This is a genomic window from Tunturiibacter lichenicola (assembly GCF_051013355.1).
Lineage (GTDB): Bacteria > Acidobacteriota > Terriglobia > Terriglobales > Acidobacteriaceae > Edaphobacter > Edaphobacter lichenicola_F.
Window position 1 is genome coordinate 57,304 of record NZ_CP132944.1, and the last position, 17,436, is coordinate 74,739.

A 17,436-nucleotide genomic window follows, 5' to 3' on the forward strand; every position below is an offset into this window, starting at 1 on the left:
GGTAATGGCTGCAGCAGTTCCTACTCTGCCGTTCGGCGTAAAGACCATCACGGATCAGGCTAGAGTGAAGTTGAGGTGAAGCGTGAAAGACATTTTGATGATGACCGTCTTCGTTGCAATGATCGTAGGACCAGCGTTCGCGGCCTTGAGCATGTTTGCAGAGAAGAATCGTCTCTAGACGGCCATCGATAGACAGCCATCTTTAGACAGCTAGACCAGCCAGTTCCCTTGCCCGCAAAAAAACCTTCGTGAACATCGTGCTGTTCAAGCGGCCCGTGTTGGTGTTGCGTAAGGATGGATGATAGGTCGCGAGCAGATGCAGCCCGTTGGGGAGAAGATACTGTGCCCCGTGCGAAAAGTGATACTCGGATTTGCGAGCAATGACGCCGGTGTAAAGCAGGTGGGCGAGGTATCCATCGAAGGCGATCTTTCCCAGACAGACGACGACGCGAACACGTGGCAGCGCCTCGATCTCTCCAGCAAGATGGGAGGAGCAGTTGCGAATCTCCTGGGGCTGAGGCTTGTCGCCGGGTGGAGCACAGCGGACGACGGAGGCGATCCAGGCATGGCGAAGCTTGAGGCCGTCATCGCGATGGACGGCTCGTGGCTTGCTGGCCAGGCCAAGCTCATGCAGAACGGGATACATGAAGTCACCCGAGCCATCGCCAGTGAAGGGGCGGCCAGTGCGGTTGGCACCGTGTGCGCCGGGGGCAAGGCCGAGGATCAGGATGCGGGCGCGTGGGTCTCCGAAGCCGGGAACGGGGCGGGACCAGTAGGTTTGATCCAGATAGGCGCGGCGTTTCGTTTCGCCGATGCCGCGGCAGTAATCGCGAAGGCGGGGACAGCGCTCACAGGTGATGATGGAGTCACGAATCTGATGAAACAGTGGGGACGTATTCTGTGCGTTGAGAGATGTCACTGCATCTGATGATAGTTGGTTCGACTAGTTACCGTGAAATACGGATCTGATCGAATGGCTTAGTAGAATGGTGTTCGTACAGTTCCTCTAAAAAAAGACAAGGATAGGCGGCGAGTTGGAAGATCCAAGGCTGAGCAGGATGTACTGGGCGCTTTTGAAGCAATGGGCCGCCAAACGACGCAGCAGCATCTGGCACGCTGCCGTCATGCGTTCCGGACTGCTGACCATCATCGTTCTGGCGATTTTGCTGGCGGGATTGGCGTTCGGATGGCACGAGCACCGACTGGGGCACTTTGGAAGACTCAAGAAGGAACTCGCCGAAAAACCTAAAGTCTATGTCGTGGTTCGCCCCGGTGGACAGGACGTCATCAAGCTGGAGCGTTCGTCGCTGGTAGGCGGTAGTGGGCCGGAGTTTCTTTCCGCAACGCTGCTGCCCGGACGCGGGATGAATATGCTGCAGATTACGGCGTATCTTCCACAGAAGGGCGAGGTTAACCTGCTCGCCTCGCCTACGCTGGAGGAAGCTGCCCAGCGCATGACGGGAACTGGTGATGATGCGAGCGGGGCCCAGAGCCTGGCGATGGGCGCAGCGATTGAGGCGCCCTGGGCAGGTCGGATATCGGGTGCCGCGACGGCGGATGGGCAGAACTTGACCACGGTGTGGCGCGGAATGCACTTTACGTTGCCGACCGGCGTCAAGGACAGCTACGGTCTTGATAACACGATGGCGTCCGGCGGCTTGCTGCTGAAACAACCCTCCTACTCTGTGAACACAAACGTGATGCCGGATGGCGGGGAGGCCCAGGCGACGTTTCGTCCCGGCAACTTCGAGGATCGTTGGCCGTCGCAGACGGAGTTTACAACGGCGATCGTACTCAGCGGCCGGGCGATCGAGATGAAGGTCACCGCACACAATACCGGTAACACCCCGGAACCGGTAGGAATAGGCTGGCATCCACGTTTTGCGATCCTGAGCAGCCATCGCGGGCAGATGGTCTTGCGACTGCCGCAGGGCATGCGGGCCGAAGTGAAGGACCGGCGCACCGGGGAGCTGAGCGGGAAGCTGCTGCCAGTTACAGGCACCGAATATGACTTTACCGACCAGAGCGGGGCCAAGCTAGGCGGCCTGCACCTTGATGACACCTTTGTTCACTTGAAGCAGGGACTGATGGAGGACGGTGCTGTTGCAGAGCTGCGAGACCCTGAGAGCGACTACGGTCTGCGAATCACTGCGCTTTCCCCCACAATCAAGGCGATGAGGGTCTATGCGCCGCCGGATGGGTCGTTCATCTCGATTGATCCTCAATTCAACTACGATGATCCGTTCGGGCGGGAGTGGGACCGGGTCGAGGATACCGGCATCGTGCTGCTGCAACCGGGCGAGTCGACGCAGTGGAAGATCCGGCTGGAGATATTTTCGCTGACCTCCCCGGCTGGGCGTCTCTAAGTCGTCCCTGTCTGCCACTCAAATGCCCGTGTCAGGGGCTGGGGGACGTTCGTTCCGGCAGGGGAGACGGCCGATGGTTTGACCCTCCCTATCCAAGCTCGTACAGTAGATAAGAGGCGTGGATCGCGCTCGTCAGCGTACCGGCGACGACGCGGCATACACAGGCGCTATTTGGAAGGCATGGACTTGACCCCGACTGAGATGACAGAGACAAATGAGACTGCGGAGCTGCAGACAGAAGTAGCGAATATCCAAGAGCATGAGCATCATGACCATGACCACACGCATGAGCACGATCATGAGCACACGCATCAGCACGCCCCGGCGCTGAACCCCGAACTGACCCGAGAGATTGAAGTCGAGGCTGGTGCCGATGAGGTGTCGAAGAGCTTCAAGACCGTAATAAAGCGTTACCAGAAGCTGGCACGAATCCCAGGCTTCCGCGCCGGTAAAGTGCCGGAGTCGCTGGTCCGGTCGAAGTTCGCAAAGGAAGTTCGGCAGGAGGTTCTGGAGAGCCTGGTGTCGGCGCGCTTTCGCCAGGCGATCGATGAACAGAAGCTGCGCCCGGTTTCGGAGCCACAGCTGCTCGATCTTCAACTCTTCGATGGCCAGCCGTTGAAGTTCAAAGCAGCCTTTGAGATTGCACCTGAGATCAACGTTGCGGGATACGACAGCGTCTCCGTGACGAAGCCCGATGCGGCACTGACCGGCGAGGAGTACGACGCAGAGCTTGCCCGCGTCCTCGACAGCCATGCCACAGTTGAGCCGGTCGAAGAAGACCGTGCGCTAGTCGACGGCGATTGGGCAGAGATTCAGTTCCGTGGTGAAGTAAAGGATCTTGCGCAGACAGTGACCGAGGATGGAGTGCAGAGCGCTTCGCCCAGCGAACCGATCACAGGCGAAGATGTGTTGATCGAGATCGGCGGAAAGAACACGCTGGCTGCCTTCAACGAGGCGCTGCGTGGCGCAAAGGCAGGGCAGGAGCTGAAGTTTGAGGTGGACTATCCTGCCGACTTCGGCGAGCGTCGCCTGGCAGGCCAGACCGTGAGCTACGACGTCACCGTGAAGGGCATCAAGCACAAGAGCTTCCCCGAGCGCGATGCGGAGTTCGCCAAGCAGCTCGGCAACTACGAGAGCTGGGAAGAGTTCGAGACCAAGCTGCGCGAGCATGCATCGGATCGCAAGAAGACCGCGCTTGAGAATGCCGCGAAGGACAAGATGCTCGGCGAGTTCATCGAGAAGTTCCAGTTCCCTGTTCCTGAGGCGTTCGTGCAACAGCAGATCGAAGCGCGTCTGGATCGCGGCCTTCGCGCGCTGGCGCAACAGGGTATGAAGGTTGAGGACATGCGTAAGCTGGACTTCCAGCAGTTGCGTGCCTCACAGCGCGACCTGGCAGTGAACGAGGTGAAGGTTTCGATGATCCTCGATCGCATCGCCGAGGTGGAGGGTGTCACGTTGAGCGAAGAGGATCTGGAGCGCGAGCTTCTGATGCTCTCGATCCAATCGCGTGAGCCCCTGGAAACTCTTCGTGACAGGCTGTCGAACGATGGCGGGCTGGACCGGATTCGCGAGCAGATGCGGCGCGAGAAGACTGGAAGCGTGCTCTACGAGAAGCTGGCTTCGTAGAGTGAAGTTGTCGGATTGCTAACGGACAAAAGAAAGAGAGTGTTATGGGACTAGTACCGATGGTGATCGAGCAGACGAGCCGGGGCGAACGCGCCTACGACATTTACAGCCGTCTGCTGCGGGACAACATCATTTTTCTGGGCACACCGATCGACGACAACATTGCCAATGTCATCATTGCGCAGATGCTGTTTTTGAGCGGTGAGGATCCGGAGAAGGACATTCAGCTCTACATCAACTCGCCGGGTGGCTCGATCACAGCCGGTCTCGCGATCTATGACACGATGCAGTACATCAAGAACGACGTGGTGACGTTCTGCATCGGACAGGCTGCCAGCATGGGAGCGTTTCTGTTGATGGCGGGTAAGAAAGGCAAGCGTTTTGCCCTGCCGAACTCGCGCATCCTGATCCACCAGCCGTCCATGGGCGGGTTGAGCGGACAGGCGACCGACATCGACATTCACGCACGCGAGATTCTCCGCATTCGCGAGATCACGAACAAGCTGATGAGCGCCAGCACGGGCCAGACACTGGAGCGGATCGAACGGGACGTGGAGCGCGACTTCATCATGACAGCCGCGCAATCGAAGGAGTACGGCATCATCGACGACATCATCGATCGGCCTCGCACATAATTGATCCGGGATTGACACCAAGGAGCCCGGACCTTCTGGTTCGGGCTTTTTACGTGCCGTTGCGTTCCTGAAGGCTGTCGGGGTTCGAGTCCTCACACTGCCCACCGCGAGTGGCCATGGTTCGTTCTATGCACGTGTATGACCAATTCGAGGTACCTCGTTGTGGCCTCCCGTCATGCTTTACGGTGTGAACGGGTGTAAACTGATAAGAAGACCTTGCAAGCGCGGAACGGTCAGGAGAAGTCGCATCTATGAAAACGTCACGGGGCTCAGACGAATCTCTTCGTTGTTCCTTCTGCCACAAATCGCAGGATGCTGTCGCCAAACTGATCTCATCGCCGTCGGACTACCCACGGGCCTATATTTGCGATGAGTGCGTGGCAGTGTGCAACTCGATCCTGGAAGACGACCGCACCGAGACCCAGCCCGGTGCAGCACCGGCCCACCTGCCTAAGCCGCAGGAAGTAAAAGCTTTTCTGGATGAATACGTCATCGGCCAGGATCAGACCAAAAAGAAGCTCGCTGTTGCGGTCTACAACCACTACAAGCGCATCCAGATGAACAAGACGCGCGGCAACGATGTGGAGCTTGCGAAGTCGAACATCCTGTTGGTAGGGCCGACTGGTTCGGGTAAAACGCTGCTTGCGCAGACGATGGCGAAGATGCTCGATGTGCCGTTTGCCATTGTCGATGCGACCACCCTGACCGAAGCCGGATACGTCGGCGAGGATGTCGAGAACATCATCCTGAAGCTCCTGCAGGCCGCAGACGGCGACGTACAGCGTGCTCAGAGCGGAATCATCTACATCGACGAGATCGACAAGATTGGCCGCAAGGACGAGAACCCCTCTATCACCCGCGATGTGTCGGGCGAGGGTGTGCAGCAGGCGCTGTTGAAGCTGCTGGAAGGAACCGTAGCCAACGTTCCACCACAGGGCGGCAGGAAGCACCCACACCAGGAGTTCACCGCCGTTGATACAACAAACATCCTTTTCATCTGCGGCGGCGCGTTCGTCGGCCTCGAAAAGGTGATTGGACGACGAATCGGCAAGAAGGCGCTTGGATTCAAAGCGATCGCCGATCCCGATGCGAAGGACGGCGATGTAACGCCGATCCGAGCACAACGCGACGCAGAGTTGCTGCGTCAGGCCGAACCTCAGGACCTGCTGAAGTACGGACTAATTCCGGAGTTCGTGGGCCGTCTGCCTGTGCTCGGCATCCTCGATGAGCTGGATGAGGCCGCCCTGATTGAGATCCTGACCAAGCCGCGCAACGCGATCCTCAAACAGTACACCAAGCTCTTCGACTATGAAGGCGTGAAGGTGACCTTCGCCGACGAGGCCGCTCGTGAGATCGCTCGCGAGGCGCTCCAACGCAAGGTCGGCGCGCGAGGCCTTCGCATGATTCTCGAAGAGCTGATGCTGGATCTGATGTACTACGTTCCCGGCAACAAGAAGGTCAAAGACCTTTGCATCACCGCAGAGATGGTCAAGAAACACAGCTTGACGCTGCCGATGTTGCTCGAAAAAGCAGGCTAAAGCTAAGCAATTCAGACAACGGAGCACCCAATCGGTGCTCCGTTGTTTTTTGCGCCTCACATGCGTCCCCCCCCGAAAAACCTTGCAACTCCACGCAAATTCCAAACTTTAGTTTTGACGCTGTCGCCGCACGTTGCTACCCTCATCACCACGGATGGCTACGACTCCTACCTCGCTTGCAACCACCTGCTGCATCATCGGTGGCGGTCCCGCTGGCATCATGCTCGGGTTCTTGTTGGCTCGCGCCGGCGTAAAGGTCACGGTCCTCGAAAAACACAATGACTTCTTCCGCGACTTCCGCGGCGACACGATCCACCCCTCCACACTCGAGCTTCTCCACGAACTCGGCCTCCTCGAAAAGTTCCTCAAAGTCCCGCACTCCCAGGTCGCAGCCCTCTCTGCAACCATCGGCGGCGAACGCTTCCCCATAGCCGACTTCTCCCACGTCCCCACTCACTGCAAGTTCATCGCCCTCATGCCGCAATGGGACTTCCTCAACTTCCTCGCCAGCGAAGCCACCAGGCTTCCTAACTTCACCCTGCGCATGGGCTGGGAGGCCACCGGCCTCATCCAGCAAAACGGCGCTACCACCGGCGTTCGCGCAAACACTCCCGACGGCCCCGTCGAAATCCCCGCCACACTGACCGTCGGCTGCGATGGCCGCCACGCCATCTCCCGCGACGCCGGCCATCTTCCGCTTGAGAACGAAGGCGTCCCAGTCGACGTCCTCTGGCTGAAGCTAGCCCGCCAGCCTTCCGACCCCGAAAACGCCCTCGGCTACATCAACTACGGCCGCCTCATCATCCTCATCAACCGCAACGACTACTTCCAGATCGGCTACATCATCGCCAAAGACACCTTCCCGCAGATCCAACAAGCCGGCATCCCTGCCTTCCAACAAAGCATCGAACGCATCGTTCCCTTCCTCGCCGGGCGTACCACCGAGATCGACTCCTGGGACAAGGTGAAGCTCCTCACCATTCAAGTAAATCGCCTTCAGGAGTGGTCGTCGCCTGGCCTGCTGTGCATCGGCGACGCAGCCCACGCCATGTCTCCCGTCGGCGGGATCGGCATCAACATAGCAATCCAGGACGCAGTCGCCACCGCCAACATCCTCACCGAAGCGCTGCTCTCAAACACCCTAAGCCAGCACAGTCTGGCGCAGGTGCAGCACTATCGCGAGAATGCAGTCCGCAACACCCAGCGCGTGCAGGTATTCGCCCACCGCATCCTAAACCGTGTCCTACGCGAGACTGGCCCCATCAAGCCACCACTGGCTCTTCGTATCCTGACCAGCATCCCGGGCTTCCAGAACATCCCAGCGCGCTTCGTCGGAATCGGGCTACAGCCGCAGCACATCAAAAACTTCTAGCCTCTACTCAAACCCGCGATTCCAGCTGGAAATCACACGCGTCTCCCGCTCCCACCCCATCACACTGACGCTCCCTGTTCCCAGCGCCAGCATGCTTCCACCGGTGGCAGGCAATCCAATCCACCGCGCCGCCAGAATCCGCAGAATGTGCGCATGGGCAAACAGCGCAACTTTACCTCCAGCGGGCGCGGCAGCCAACGCACGAGCGATCACACCATCCGCGCGTTCGCCCACATGCTCCACAGTCTCACCGCCTACAATCTCGTTCTTCCACACCGACCACCCCGGAATCTCCGCCTGAATCTCCTTGGTCGTCTTCCCCTCATACACCCCGTAGTCCCACTCCTTCAGCCCGTTCTCCACCACGGCCCGATCGCCAAACCCGGCAATCGCACATGTCTCCCGCGCGCGCTGCATCGGGCTTTCAAACACAGCATCGAACTTCGTCCCCTTCAGATAGTCGCGCAACTCCTCCGCACGCTTGCGGCCATGATCGGTCAAGGGAATATCTGTCCTGCTGGTATGCGCTCCGCTTAAACTCCACTCCGTCTCTCCATGCCGCACGAGCCACAACTCAGTTCCTACACTCATCGCAACCTCCATTCGCTCTCAAAAAACTCTGCCATTCTCAATCAAACGTCATCTCGACCGAAGCTGGTCACAGTCTCACCGTGAACAGCGCAGTGGAGAGATCCCCGCATTTCGTCTTTGTTGTAGCTCTCTCACTCTTCGCATCCAACCCTCTCCATAAACTATCCTATAAAGATGGACTTTCAGCTCTCGACCACCTACAAGCCCCAGGGCGACCAGCCCCGCGCCATCTCCGAGCTCATCTCCGGCATTCAAGCCGGCGAAAAAGATCAGGTCCTGCTCGGCGTCACCGGCTCCGGCAAAACCTTCACCATGGCGAAGGTCATCGAAGAGCTGCAACGCCCCGCACTCATCCTCGCACACAACAAAACCCTCGCCGCCCAGCTCTACCACGAGTTCAAACAGTTCTTCCCCAACAACGCCGTCGAGTACTTCGTCTCCTACTACGACTACTACCAACCCGAAGCCTACATCCCCGCCGGCGATCTCTTCATTGAAAAAGAGTCAACCATCAATGAAGAGTTGGATAAACTTCGCCTCGCCGCCACCCGCAGCCTCTTCGAACGCCGCGACGCCATCATCGTCTCCTCCGTCTCCTGCATCTACGGCCTCGGCTCGCCCGAAGCCTACTACGGCATGTTGATGATGCTCGAAAAAGGCCAGCACATCAAACGCGAGGACATCACGCGCCGCCTCGTCGAGATCCTCTACGACCGCAACGACGTCGACTTCCGTCGCGGCACCTTCCGTGTCCGTGGCGACATCATCGAGGTCTACCCCACCTACGACGAAAACGCCTACCGTATAGAGCTCTTCGGCGACGAAATCGATTCACTCTCGCAGATCGATCCACTCTTCGGCACCGTCAAGCAAAAATACTCTCGCCTGCCCATCTATCCGAAGTCGCACTACGTCGTACAGCCCGAACGCAAGACGTCTGCCGTCAACTCCATCCTCGAAGAGATGGAGTGGTGGGAAAAAGAATTAGAAAATCAAGGCCGTCTCGTCGAATCGCAACGCATCCACCAGCGCACCCGCTTCGACCTCGAGATGATCAAATCCGTCGGCTTCTGCCACGGCATCGAAAACTACTCCCGCCACTTCTCCGCGCGGCTCCCGGGCGAACCACCACCCACACTCCTCGACTACTTCCCACAGGACTATCTCCTCTTCATCGACGAGTCCCACGTCACCGTCCCTCAACTCCACGGCATGTGGCACGGCGACCGCAGCCGCAAACAAAACCTCGTCGACTACGGCTTTCGCCTGCCCTCCGCCATGGACAACCGCCCCCTCCGCTTCGAGGAGTTCGAGTCCCGCACCGGCCAGATCATCTACGTCTCCGCCACTCCAGGCCCCTACGAACTAACAAAGTCTGCAGGAGTAGTCGTCGAACAGATCATCCGCCCCACCGGCCTCATCGACCCAGTCGTAGAGATTCGCCCCATCAAGGGCCAGATCGACGACCTCCTCGCAGAGATTCGCGACCGCACACAAAAAAACCAACGCGTCCTCGTCACCACTCTCACCAAGCGCATGTCCGAAGACCTCGCCAGCTACTACACCGAAGTCGGCGTCCGCTGCCGTTACATGCACTCCGAGATCGAAACCCTCGAACGCATCAAGCTCCTCCGCGACCTCCGCAAAGGCGAGTACGACGTCCTCATCGGCATCAACCTCCTCCGCGAAGGCCTCGACCTGCCCGAAGTCTCTCTCGTCGCAATCCTCGACGCCGACAAGGAAGGCTTCCTCCGCTCGCAGGGCTCTCTCATCCAAACCATCGGCCGCGCCGCCCGCCACGTCGAAGGCCGCGCCATCCTCTACGCCGACAAGATGACCGACTCCATGCAGCGCGCCATCAACGAGACCGACCGCCGCCGCGAAAAACAGGTCGCCTACAACGAAGAAAACGGAATCACTCCCGCCAGCATCATTCGCCCAATAGAAATGGGCCTGGCCGGCATCCTCAAAGCCGACTACGCCGACCTCACCGACGAAGCCGAAGGCATGCCCGACTTCGCCACCCAGCAAGAACTAGACACCTACATCGGCAAACTCGAATCCGACATGCGCGAAGCCGCCAAAAAATTCGAATTCGAAAAAGCCGCCAAACTCCGCGACACCGTAAAAGAACTCCGCACCAAAGAGTTTCTGTTTAGCTAGATCGTTCAAACCTTCGTTACATATGGAGCTAATCGCTTGATCTCAGATCTCGATGAAATTGTCCTAGCTTGCCGCAGCGAGGTGGCAAAGACTCAGATGCACGAGGCGGTGAATTGCTATCGCGCTGGTGCATACCGTTCCACCATTATCGCTACTTGGATAGCAGTGCTATTCGACTACATTAGCAAGTTGAAGGAACTCGAAATGAGTGGCGATAATAGAGCAGCTTCTAGACTTGCGGAGTTCGACAGGGCACGGGCAACGGGAGACATCGCGGCATCGCTCGATTTCGAGCGAACGCTTGTTTCAGAGGCGAGGGATGATTTCGAACTTCTATCCGCAATCGAAGGGAAAGACCTGGAGAGGCTATTTGAAGATCGCAACAGATGCGCACACTCCTCGATGATTTCGATGGATGAACCCTACTCACCTTCCCCCGAACTCGCACGAGCCCATATGAAGATCGCTGTGACGGTGTTCCTGCAGCATCCTCCCATTCAAGGAAAGGCTGCCTTAGATCGTGTGTTTCAAGACATCAAATCAGACTATTTTCCCATAGAAGAAGAACAGGCCTTCGACTTTCTCAGAAACGGTCCGCTCGCGAGGGCCCGGAAACCACTAATACGGTCAATAGTAATCGGGATTACGAAGGATCTTTTATCTGAGTTCAGGAATCAGCAAGAGCGAGGCAGGCAATTTGCGGCATTGAAGGCTGTCGGTCGATTGTACCCGACGGATTTTGACGCGGCGCTCGTGGAGGTGCTCCCTAAGCTTGTTCCGGCCACTCCCGACGATAAATTTCATCTCGCGATCAGATATCTTCGGCAGGTCGGCCCGGCTTGGAAAGCGATGGGTTTAAGTGCTCAGATCCGCGCGTCAACGTCAGTTCGGTCCGCTCCGCCAGATACCCTCATGAAATTCATAGGACCCGCATTAGCTGTTCCTACCTTGAGGCAGGATGCCAGCCTGCGCCTGAAAGACCTGTCAACCGAGCAGATCGGCAGGCTCGTCAAAGCATTTCCGGAAAACATTTTCATCCCACGAGGTTTGGAAATCTTTTCTGAAGTGAAGGGTTTCAGAAACGCCGAAGCAATACTGGAAGAGATCTTGGTCCCGTTGGCTCCCAAGCTGGGCCCTGATGATCTTTCACGACTCATTGAGGCATGTGAGAAGAATGACCAAATTCATCATGCCTTCGGAGTTCCAGCACTTTTACAGGAATTGCTGAAGGAATGTGCTCTAGACGATCCTCGATCATTGGCCAATTGGGAGAAGTTGCACAAGCTTGCGACCTCGAATCACTTTTTGGGGGAGCCAGCGCCAGAATTAGCAAACGCGCTGCGCACTCGTTTCGGTTTCACTCAACCCGAGAGCACCAACGGCTTAGTTGCAGCGATGACCGAGGAGCAATCGGAAGATGATGACATACCCTTTTGACAGCACCCGCGATGGGTGGGGTATGCTCTCACCAACCCCAAAGGAGAAACGATGACGTTCATGTGACATACCGGAGCGGAGGCCGGACATCCATGCGTCATCCATCGAATCGTGCAGAGCGCCGCAACGCACGCGAACTCGCGCGCAACCATCGTCGCACTCATATCTACATCTGGCATCTACGAACCGGAGATCATGAGGAAAATCTCGGTTGGAAGCGCGGTGGCAAGCAGTATTTCGCCTGCGGGAATCGCTGCCTCCACAGCATGGTGGATCGTCATGAAGCACATCGCACAGTGAAACGCTTACGGCGCGCTGACTGGCTTCGAGCGAGTGATTTACCCATTTTCTGAGTCCGGCGAATAATTCACCGGTGCGTGGCCTCCCCGGCTGGAGAGATAGGATATAAGCGTCAAAAATCAGCACCCTAAAGAATATGAGCCCATCCCCACAAACCCGCCACACCCCCAACCTCCTCCCACGGCGCTTCTACTCCCGCTCCCCTGAGATCGTAGCGCGAGCACTCCTCGGTAAACTCCTCATCCGCGACCTCCAAGGCGAGCGCCTCACCGCCCGCATCACCGAAGTCGAAGCCTACCTAGGCCTCATCGACCCGGCATCCCACGCAGCCCGCGGACTCACTCCCAGCAACGCAATCCTCTTCGGCCCATCAGGACACGTATATGTCTACTTCATCTACGGCATGTACTACTGTCTCAACGTCGCCTCGCATCTTCCCGGCGAAGCCGGAGGAGTCCTCATCCGAGCCCTCGATCCAATCGACGGCCTCGAAACCATGGCCGATCTCCGCGGCCTTCCCCACAACACAAAACCCAAACTCCTCACCGGAGGCCCCGGCCGCCTCTGTCAGGCTCTCGACATCACCCGCGACAACTCCAACGGCCTCGACGTAACCTCACCCGCCTCCGCCATCCAAATCGCCGACGACGGCCACCATCCCACCGAAATCCAAACCACCCCACGCATCGGCATCAGCAAAGCCGCCAACCTCCCCCTCCGCTTCCTCATCGGCGAAACCACCAAAGCCAAACGCTCCGCATCGCGGTCCTGAGGCGTGGTTTCGCTGCCCAGCACCATCTCCAAAGCTCCGTGACACCGTCAAGAACTCCGCACAAAAAAATCTCTTGCGAACGAAATAATTGGTGGACTCGCGTGTCGTGCTTTTATGAGTCCAGGAATATGGCGTCAAACACCACATAACACCACAACTTTACCCCGAAACTGACGTCAATAATAATGAAGAGAGAATGACTCCTCTGGGAGGACAGACGTACCAACGTTCAGTAAGACGAGATCCCTTCTTCTCGTATCCATAGAAAGAGAACATGAATAAACTCGGCTCCGCTATCCTTCACACTGTACTTTTCAGCACCCTTTCGGCATCTGCCTTCGCACAGGCTCCCATCGTCCGTCAGCCGCCACCACCTCCACCGACCGATCAGCAGCAACAGGCGCCGCCAGCATATCCCCAGGCAGGCCAGCCAACAGATCCGCAAGCCATGCCGCCGGACAACTTCCAGGCAGGCCAGCCTCAATATCAACAGCAAGGACAGCCGCAGTACCAGCAGGCTCCCCCACCCGACCAGCAGCAAGGCCCCCCTCCACCGCCACCGATGGCGCCCCAGCAGCTCGATCAGCTCGTCCAGCGCATCGCGCTCTATCCCGACCCGCTGCTTGCACAAGTTCTCACCGCTTCAACTTTCTGGGACCAGATCCCCGACGCAGCCACGTGGGCCCAGCAGCACGCAACCATCACCGGCGACGCCCTCGCCCAGGCCATCCAGGTCGACAATCTCCCATGGGACCCTAGCGTCCTCGCGCTGCTTCCCTTCCCATCGGTCCTCGACATGATGGCCCGCGACCCGCAGTTCACGGGTACGCTCGGCAACGCCGTGCTCAGCCAGCGCAACGACGTCATGGACGCCGTCCAGCGCCAGCGTCGCATCGCTAACGGCTACGGCTACCTCGCCCCCAACTCCTACGACACCGTAGCCGACGACGGCGGCTATATCGCAATCCAGCCCGTCAATCCCGCCTACTACTATGTCCCCGTGTACAGCCCGGCAGTAGTCTTCTACGCTCCACGCCCCGGCTTTTACGTAGGCGGAGCACTCCGCTTTGGTCCCGTCGTCAGCATCGGCCCAGCCTTCGGCGCCTACGGTTGGTACGGCGCAGGCTTCGGCTGGGGAAACCACGCAATCCTCATCGACCATCGCCCCTGGGGACGCACCTACTACAACCGTGGAGTCTACGTTCACCCGTACGCCCACGCCTACGTGCGCCCAGCATCCCCTCGCGTAGAGAGCCACGCCCACTACGAAGAACACGGCGGCGAGCACCACCACTAAAGTCCATCAGATAAAAAATGTCCGGCAGACATCCTCTGCCGGACATCGCTTTATCTCTACACCCCACCCAAAAATATCATCTCGACCGAAGCTGTTCACAGCCTCACCGTGAACAGCGTAGTGGAGAGACCCCGCATTTTGTCTTTATCGTCGTCCTCCCATCCCGATCAACAATTCCTTGCTACCCTTATCCATACAAGCCCACGAGGGCGATCACAACGAGGAAGAAAATGATCATCGTCAACGACGAGTACGTCACGCTCGACACCCCCAACGGCCCCATGCGGACCCACATCGTCCGCCCCGCCGCGCCCGGCCGCTACCCCGGCATCGTCTTCTACTCCGAGATCTTCCAGATCACCGCGCCCATCCGCCGCACCGCCGCCATGCTCGCCGGCCACGGCTACATCGTCGCCATGCCCGAGATCTACCACGAGTTCGAACCCGCCGGCACCGTCTTCGCCTACGACCAGACAGGCTCCGACCGCGGCAACGTCCTCAAGACCACCAAGGAGCTCTCAAGCTACGACGCCGACGCCCGCGCCGCGCTCGACCACCTCAAATCCCGCCCCGACTGCACCGGACACCTCGGAGCCATGGGCATCTGCATCGGCGGCCACCTTGCCTTCCGCGCCGCGATGAATCCCGACGTCCTCGCCACCGCCTGCTTCTACGCCACCGATATCCACAAAGGCTCCCTCAGCAAAGGCGGAGACGACTCCCTCGAGCGCGCCAAAGACATCAAGGGCGAACTCCTCATGATCTGGGGCCGCCAGGACCCGCACATCCCCACCGAAGGCCGCATGGCCGTTCTCACTCGCCTCAACGAACTCGGCGCACGCCTCACCTGGCACGAGGTCAACGGAGCCCACGCCTTCATGCGCGACGAAGGCATCCGCTACGACCCCGAGCTCGCCCTCAGCCTCTACGGCCTCGTGTTCGACTTCTTCCACCGCAAGCTAGGCGAAGGCGATCAGACGACTCAAGCGGCTGCCTCAACCGAAACCCGCCACTGACAAGCCCGAGGAAACCTACAGCCCAAACCTCTGCCGATACGTACTGGGAGACACTCCCGTGTGTCGCTGAAAGACCTCGCGGAAAAAAGCGAGATCCTGATATCCCACAGCATCACCGATCTCTCGCATCGAACGATGCCCACCCTCAAGCAGCCGCTTTGCTGCAGCGATGCGCAACTTCTGCAGGTAGATCAAAGGCGTATCCCCCGTAGCCTGCTTAAACCGCCGAACAAAGTTGCGCAAGCTCATCCCAACGATCTTCGCTGGATCCTCAAGCGGAAAGTCCTTATGAAAATTCCGGTGCAGCCACTCCTGCGCATCGGAGATCGTTCCATCCGTGTGCTCTGTCTTCAGATGAACGATCGCATAGCCCGACTGCCACGCACGCGGAGTCTCGATCAACATGGCTTTTGCACTCTGCATGGCGATCTCGTGCCCGCAGAAACGCTCCACCAGATAAAGGCTAAGATCCAGCGCAGCATTCAGGCCGCCACCGCAATAAAAGTTGCCGTCCTCCGTCACCATCAACTCGGGCATCCATCGCACCTTGGGATACTTCTCACGAAACCGTTCCGCAAGGCTCCAGTGTGTCGTGGCGCGCTTATCGTCGAGCAGTCCCGACGCGGCAACCAGGCCCACACCCGAGCAAACACTCGCAATCGCAGCTCCACGCTTGTGCCAGCGCTCCAGCCACGGCACCACCTCTGCATTGCGCTCAACGACATCCTCTACGCTGAGTCCCGTCGACGGAATGAAGATCAGATCGGTCTTGCGAATCTGTTTGAGCGACGCAGCGGGTTTGATATGAATCGGTCCATCGCAACGCACCGCGAGCCCATCCACCGACGCCGTCGTCACTCGAAAACGAGAGACGGGTTTCTGTCCCGCAAAGGCATTCCACAACGTGCCTGCGTGGCGGAAGACCTCCATCGGACCTGTAGCTGTTGAGGAGAAAGTTTCGTCGAGAAACAAAACTGTGACATCTTTGAGACCTGTCATTTGCAATCACCTCGTAGATGGCCGAATTGCCTACGTAGAATGGCATATATGCCGTCTTGAAGCAAGGCGTCTTCCCCCGTACCTTGAGAACATCCAAAGCGACTCCATGCTGAGGACCGTACGGAGGAGAGTATGAAACGCTACATCATCGAACGCGAGATCCCGAAGATTGGAACACTCGAACGGCAACAGTTGAAGGAAGTTGCCGCCAGGTCAAACGACGCACTCAGTAAGCTGGCACCGGATATCCAGTGGGTCGAATCTTTTATCGCCGCAGACAAGACGTTCTGTATCTACCTCGCCAAAGATGAGGCAGTCGTTCATCGGCACGCACAGCTAAGTGGCTTCCCCGCTTCGAAGATTACCGAGATCGGCAAAATGATCGATCCCACAGCCGCTTCGCAAAGCTCACACGATTTTTGAACGATAGAAGTCGAGCATCATCAGCATCGAGTCCACTCGCCATGTATTGGGGCTTCGCATCACTGCCACATTGACACCGATCACTTCACAATCTGCACGACTGCCCAGGGCCAAGGAGTCAAATAATTAAACTAAAGGATTAAAAAAACCAATGAAACTGTACCAACCCATCAACGCCTTACGGGTCCAGCTTGTTGAGATGTCACGCTTGTCACAACGCGCTCTCGATTACTCCATCAAGGGCTACCAGCTTGGTTCTCCAGAGTTCAGCCGCTCCGTATGCAGCACCGAGCGCGAACTCGAACAGCATCACCAGCAAATCAAAGATATCTGCCGCAAACTCGCTGCCCGCAAAGTAACCGACTCAGCAGACTGCCGTTTCGTGCTGATCGCGCTGCGCCTCAGCGACGCTCTGCGCACAACCTCCCGCGCAGCAGTTCAGATCGCACAAGACACGCCTTCGTTCTTTGAAAGCAGTCGCATGCCCAGGCACGCGGCACTCTGCAACCTCGGAGACCTGGTGAACTCCCTCATACGGTTGTGCATCGTCGCCCTGTTCAAGCAGGAAGTCAGACACGCCGAGACAGTTCTTCAAAGTCAGGCGGTATGGCGGCGGTGCGAACTGATCTTCGAGAGTATGCGCGAGACAAACCATCAAACGAACGACGATGAAACGACCGACGAACAAGATATCTTCGAGTCAGCCATCGCACGCAGCCTTGGCACAGTCGCAAGACAAGCCCACGACATGGCCGATGCAATCCTCTTCTGGCTCAAAGAAAGCGACCGCGAACTCTGCTTCGAAGCCAATGGACAGGACACCCTGAACTTCCTGTTTGTCGGTAGCTGTATCATCACGAAAAATCTACCCGGACTTCTACCACCCTCGTTGGTCCACTGA

At 58.0% G+C, this 17,436-nt stretch carries 15 protein-coding genes; 12 read left to right on the top strand and 3 right to left on the bottom strand.

Annotated features, from left to right (window positions below; all coding sequences use genetic code 11):
- Window positions 1-202 precede the first annotated feature (202 nt).
- Entirely contained in the window at window positions 203-919 is a 717-nt protein-coding gene (locus RBB82_RS00225) for a uracil-DNA glycosylase (protein ID WP_433973113.1), read from the bottom strand.
- Between the two features lie 115 nt (window positions 920-1,034).
- Here RBB82_RS00225 and RBB82_RS00230 point away from each other — a divergent pair, with 115 nt between their 5' ends.
- The 5 genes from RBB82_RS00230 (at window position 1,035) to RBB82_RS00250 (ending at window position 7,537) form a co-directional block, all read left to right on the top strand.
- On the top strand, window positions 1,035-2,366 hold the full coding sequence (locus RBB82_RS00230; RefSeq protein WP_433973114.1) for an aldose 1-epimerase: 1,332 nt from the start codon (window positions 1,035-1,037) through the stop codon (window positions 2,364-2,366).
- Between the two features lie 180 nt (window positions 2,367-2,546).
- The gene (gene tig / locus RBB82_RS00235) at window positions 2,547-3,992 is read left to right on the top strand and encodes a trigger factor (RefSeq protein ID WP_433973115.1); all 1,446 of its coding nucleotides are present in this window, start codon (window positions 2,547-2,549) and stop codon (window positions 3,990-3,992) included.
- Between the two features lie 14 nt (window positions 3,993-4,006).
- On the top strand, window positions 4,007-4,627 hold the full coding sequence (gene clpP / locus RBB82_RS00240; RefSeq protein ID WP_433975452.1) for an ATP-dependent Clp endopeptidase proteolytic subunit ClpP: 621 nt from the start codon (window positions 4,007-4,009) through the stop codon (window positions 4,625-4,627).
- 251 nt (window positions 4,628-4,878) lie between these two features.
- Window positions 4,879-6,165, top strand: a complete 1,287-nt coding sequence (gene clpX, locus RBB82_RS00245) for an ATP-dependent Clp protease ATP-binding subunit ClpX (protein ID WP_433973116.1) — start codon at window positions 4,879-4,881, stop codon at window positions 6,163-6,165.
- 154 nt (window positions 6,166-6,319) lie between these two features.
- Window positions 6,320-7,537: an FAD-dependent oxidoreductase gene (locus RBB82_RS00250; protein ID WP_433973117.1), complete on the top strand. Its 1,218-nt coding sequence runs from the start codon at window positions 6,320-6,322 to the stop codon at window positions 7,535-7,537.
- A gap of 3 nt (window positions 7,538-7,540) precedes the next feature.
- On the opposite strand, the gene RBB82_RS00255 is transcribed toward RBB82_RS00250, so the two are convergent.
- The gene (locus tag RBB82_RS00255; protein ID WP_433973118.1) at window positions 7,541-8,128 is read right to left on the bottom strand and encodes a histidine phosphatase family protein; all 588 of its coding nucleotides are present in this window, start codon (window positions 8,126-8,128) and stop codon (window positions 7,541-7,543) included.
- 174 nt (window positions 8,129-8,302) lie between these two features.
- On the opposite strand from RBB82_RS00255, the gene uvrB reads away from it, so the two are divergent.
- From uvrB to RBB82_RS00280, 5 genes are all read left to right on the top strand, one after another.
- The gene (uvrB, locus tag RBB82_RS00260; protein ID WP_433973119.1) at window positions 8,303-10,291 is read left to right on the top strand and encodes an excinuclease ABC subunit UvrB; all 1,989 of its coding nucleotides are present in this window, start codon (window positions 8,303-8,305) and stop codon (window positions 10,289-10,291) included.
- Window positions 10,292-10,327: 36 nt separating this feature from the next.
- A complete protein-coding gene (locus tag RBB82_RS00265) occupies window positions 10,328-11,728 on the top strand; it encodes a hypothetical protein (RefSeq protein WP_433973120.1) in 1,401 nt (466 codons plus the stop codon).
- Between the two features lie 436 nt (window positions 11,729-12,164).
- The gene (locus RBB82_RS00270) at window positions 12,165-12,800 is read left to right on the top strand and encodes a DNA-3-methyladenine glycosylase (RefSeq protein WP_433973121.1); all 636 of its coding nucleotides are present in this window, start codon (window positions 12,165-12,167) and stop codon (window positions 12,798-12,800) included.
- A gap of 274 nt (window positions 12,801-13,074) precedes the next feature.
- The gene (locus tag RBB82_RS00275; protein WP_433973122.1) at window positions 13,075-14,097 is read left to right on the top strand and encodes a DUF3300 domain-containing protein; all 1,023 of its coding nucleotides are present in this window, start codon (window positions 13,075-13,077) and stop codon (window positions 14,095-14,097) included.
- Between the two features lie 230 nt (window positions 14,098-14,327).
- Window positions 14,328-15,113: a dienelactone hydrolase family protein gene (locus RBB82_RS00280; protein ID WP_433973123.1), complete on the top strand. Its 786-nt coding sequence runs from the start codon at window positions 14,328-14,330 to the stop codon at window positions 15,111-15,113.
- 15 nt (window positions 15,114-15,128) lie between these two features.
- Here the strand turns inward: RBB82_RS00280 and RBB82_RS00285 are convergent, their stop codons facing one another.
- Window positions 15,129-16,112, bottom strand: coding sequence for a GlxA family transcriptional regulator (locus RBB82_RS00285; protein WP_433973124.1), 984 nt, complete (start codon window positions 16,110-16,112; stop codon window positions 15,129-15,131).
- Between the two features lie 132 nt (window positions 16,113-16,244).
- Here RBB82_RS00285 and RBB82_RS00290 point away from each other — a divergent pair, with 132 nt between their 5' ends.
- On the top strand, window positions 16,245-16,535 hold the full coding sequence (locus tag RBB82_RS00290; protein WP_433973125.1) for a DUF4242 domain-containing protein: 291 nt from the start codon (window positions 16,245-16,247) through the stop codon (window positions 16,533-16,535).
- A 151-nt stretch (window positions 16,536-16,686) separates the two neighbouring features.
- Complete coding sequence (locus RBB82_RS00295; protein ID WP_433973126.1) at window positions 16,687-17,436, top strand: PhoU domain-containing protein; 750 nt, start codon at window positions 16,687-16,689, stop codon at window positions 17,434-17,436.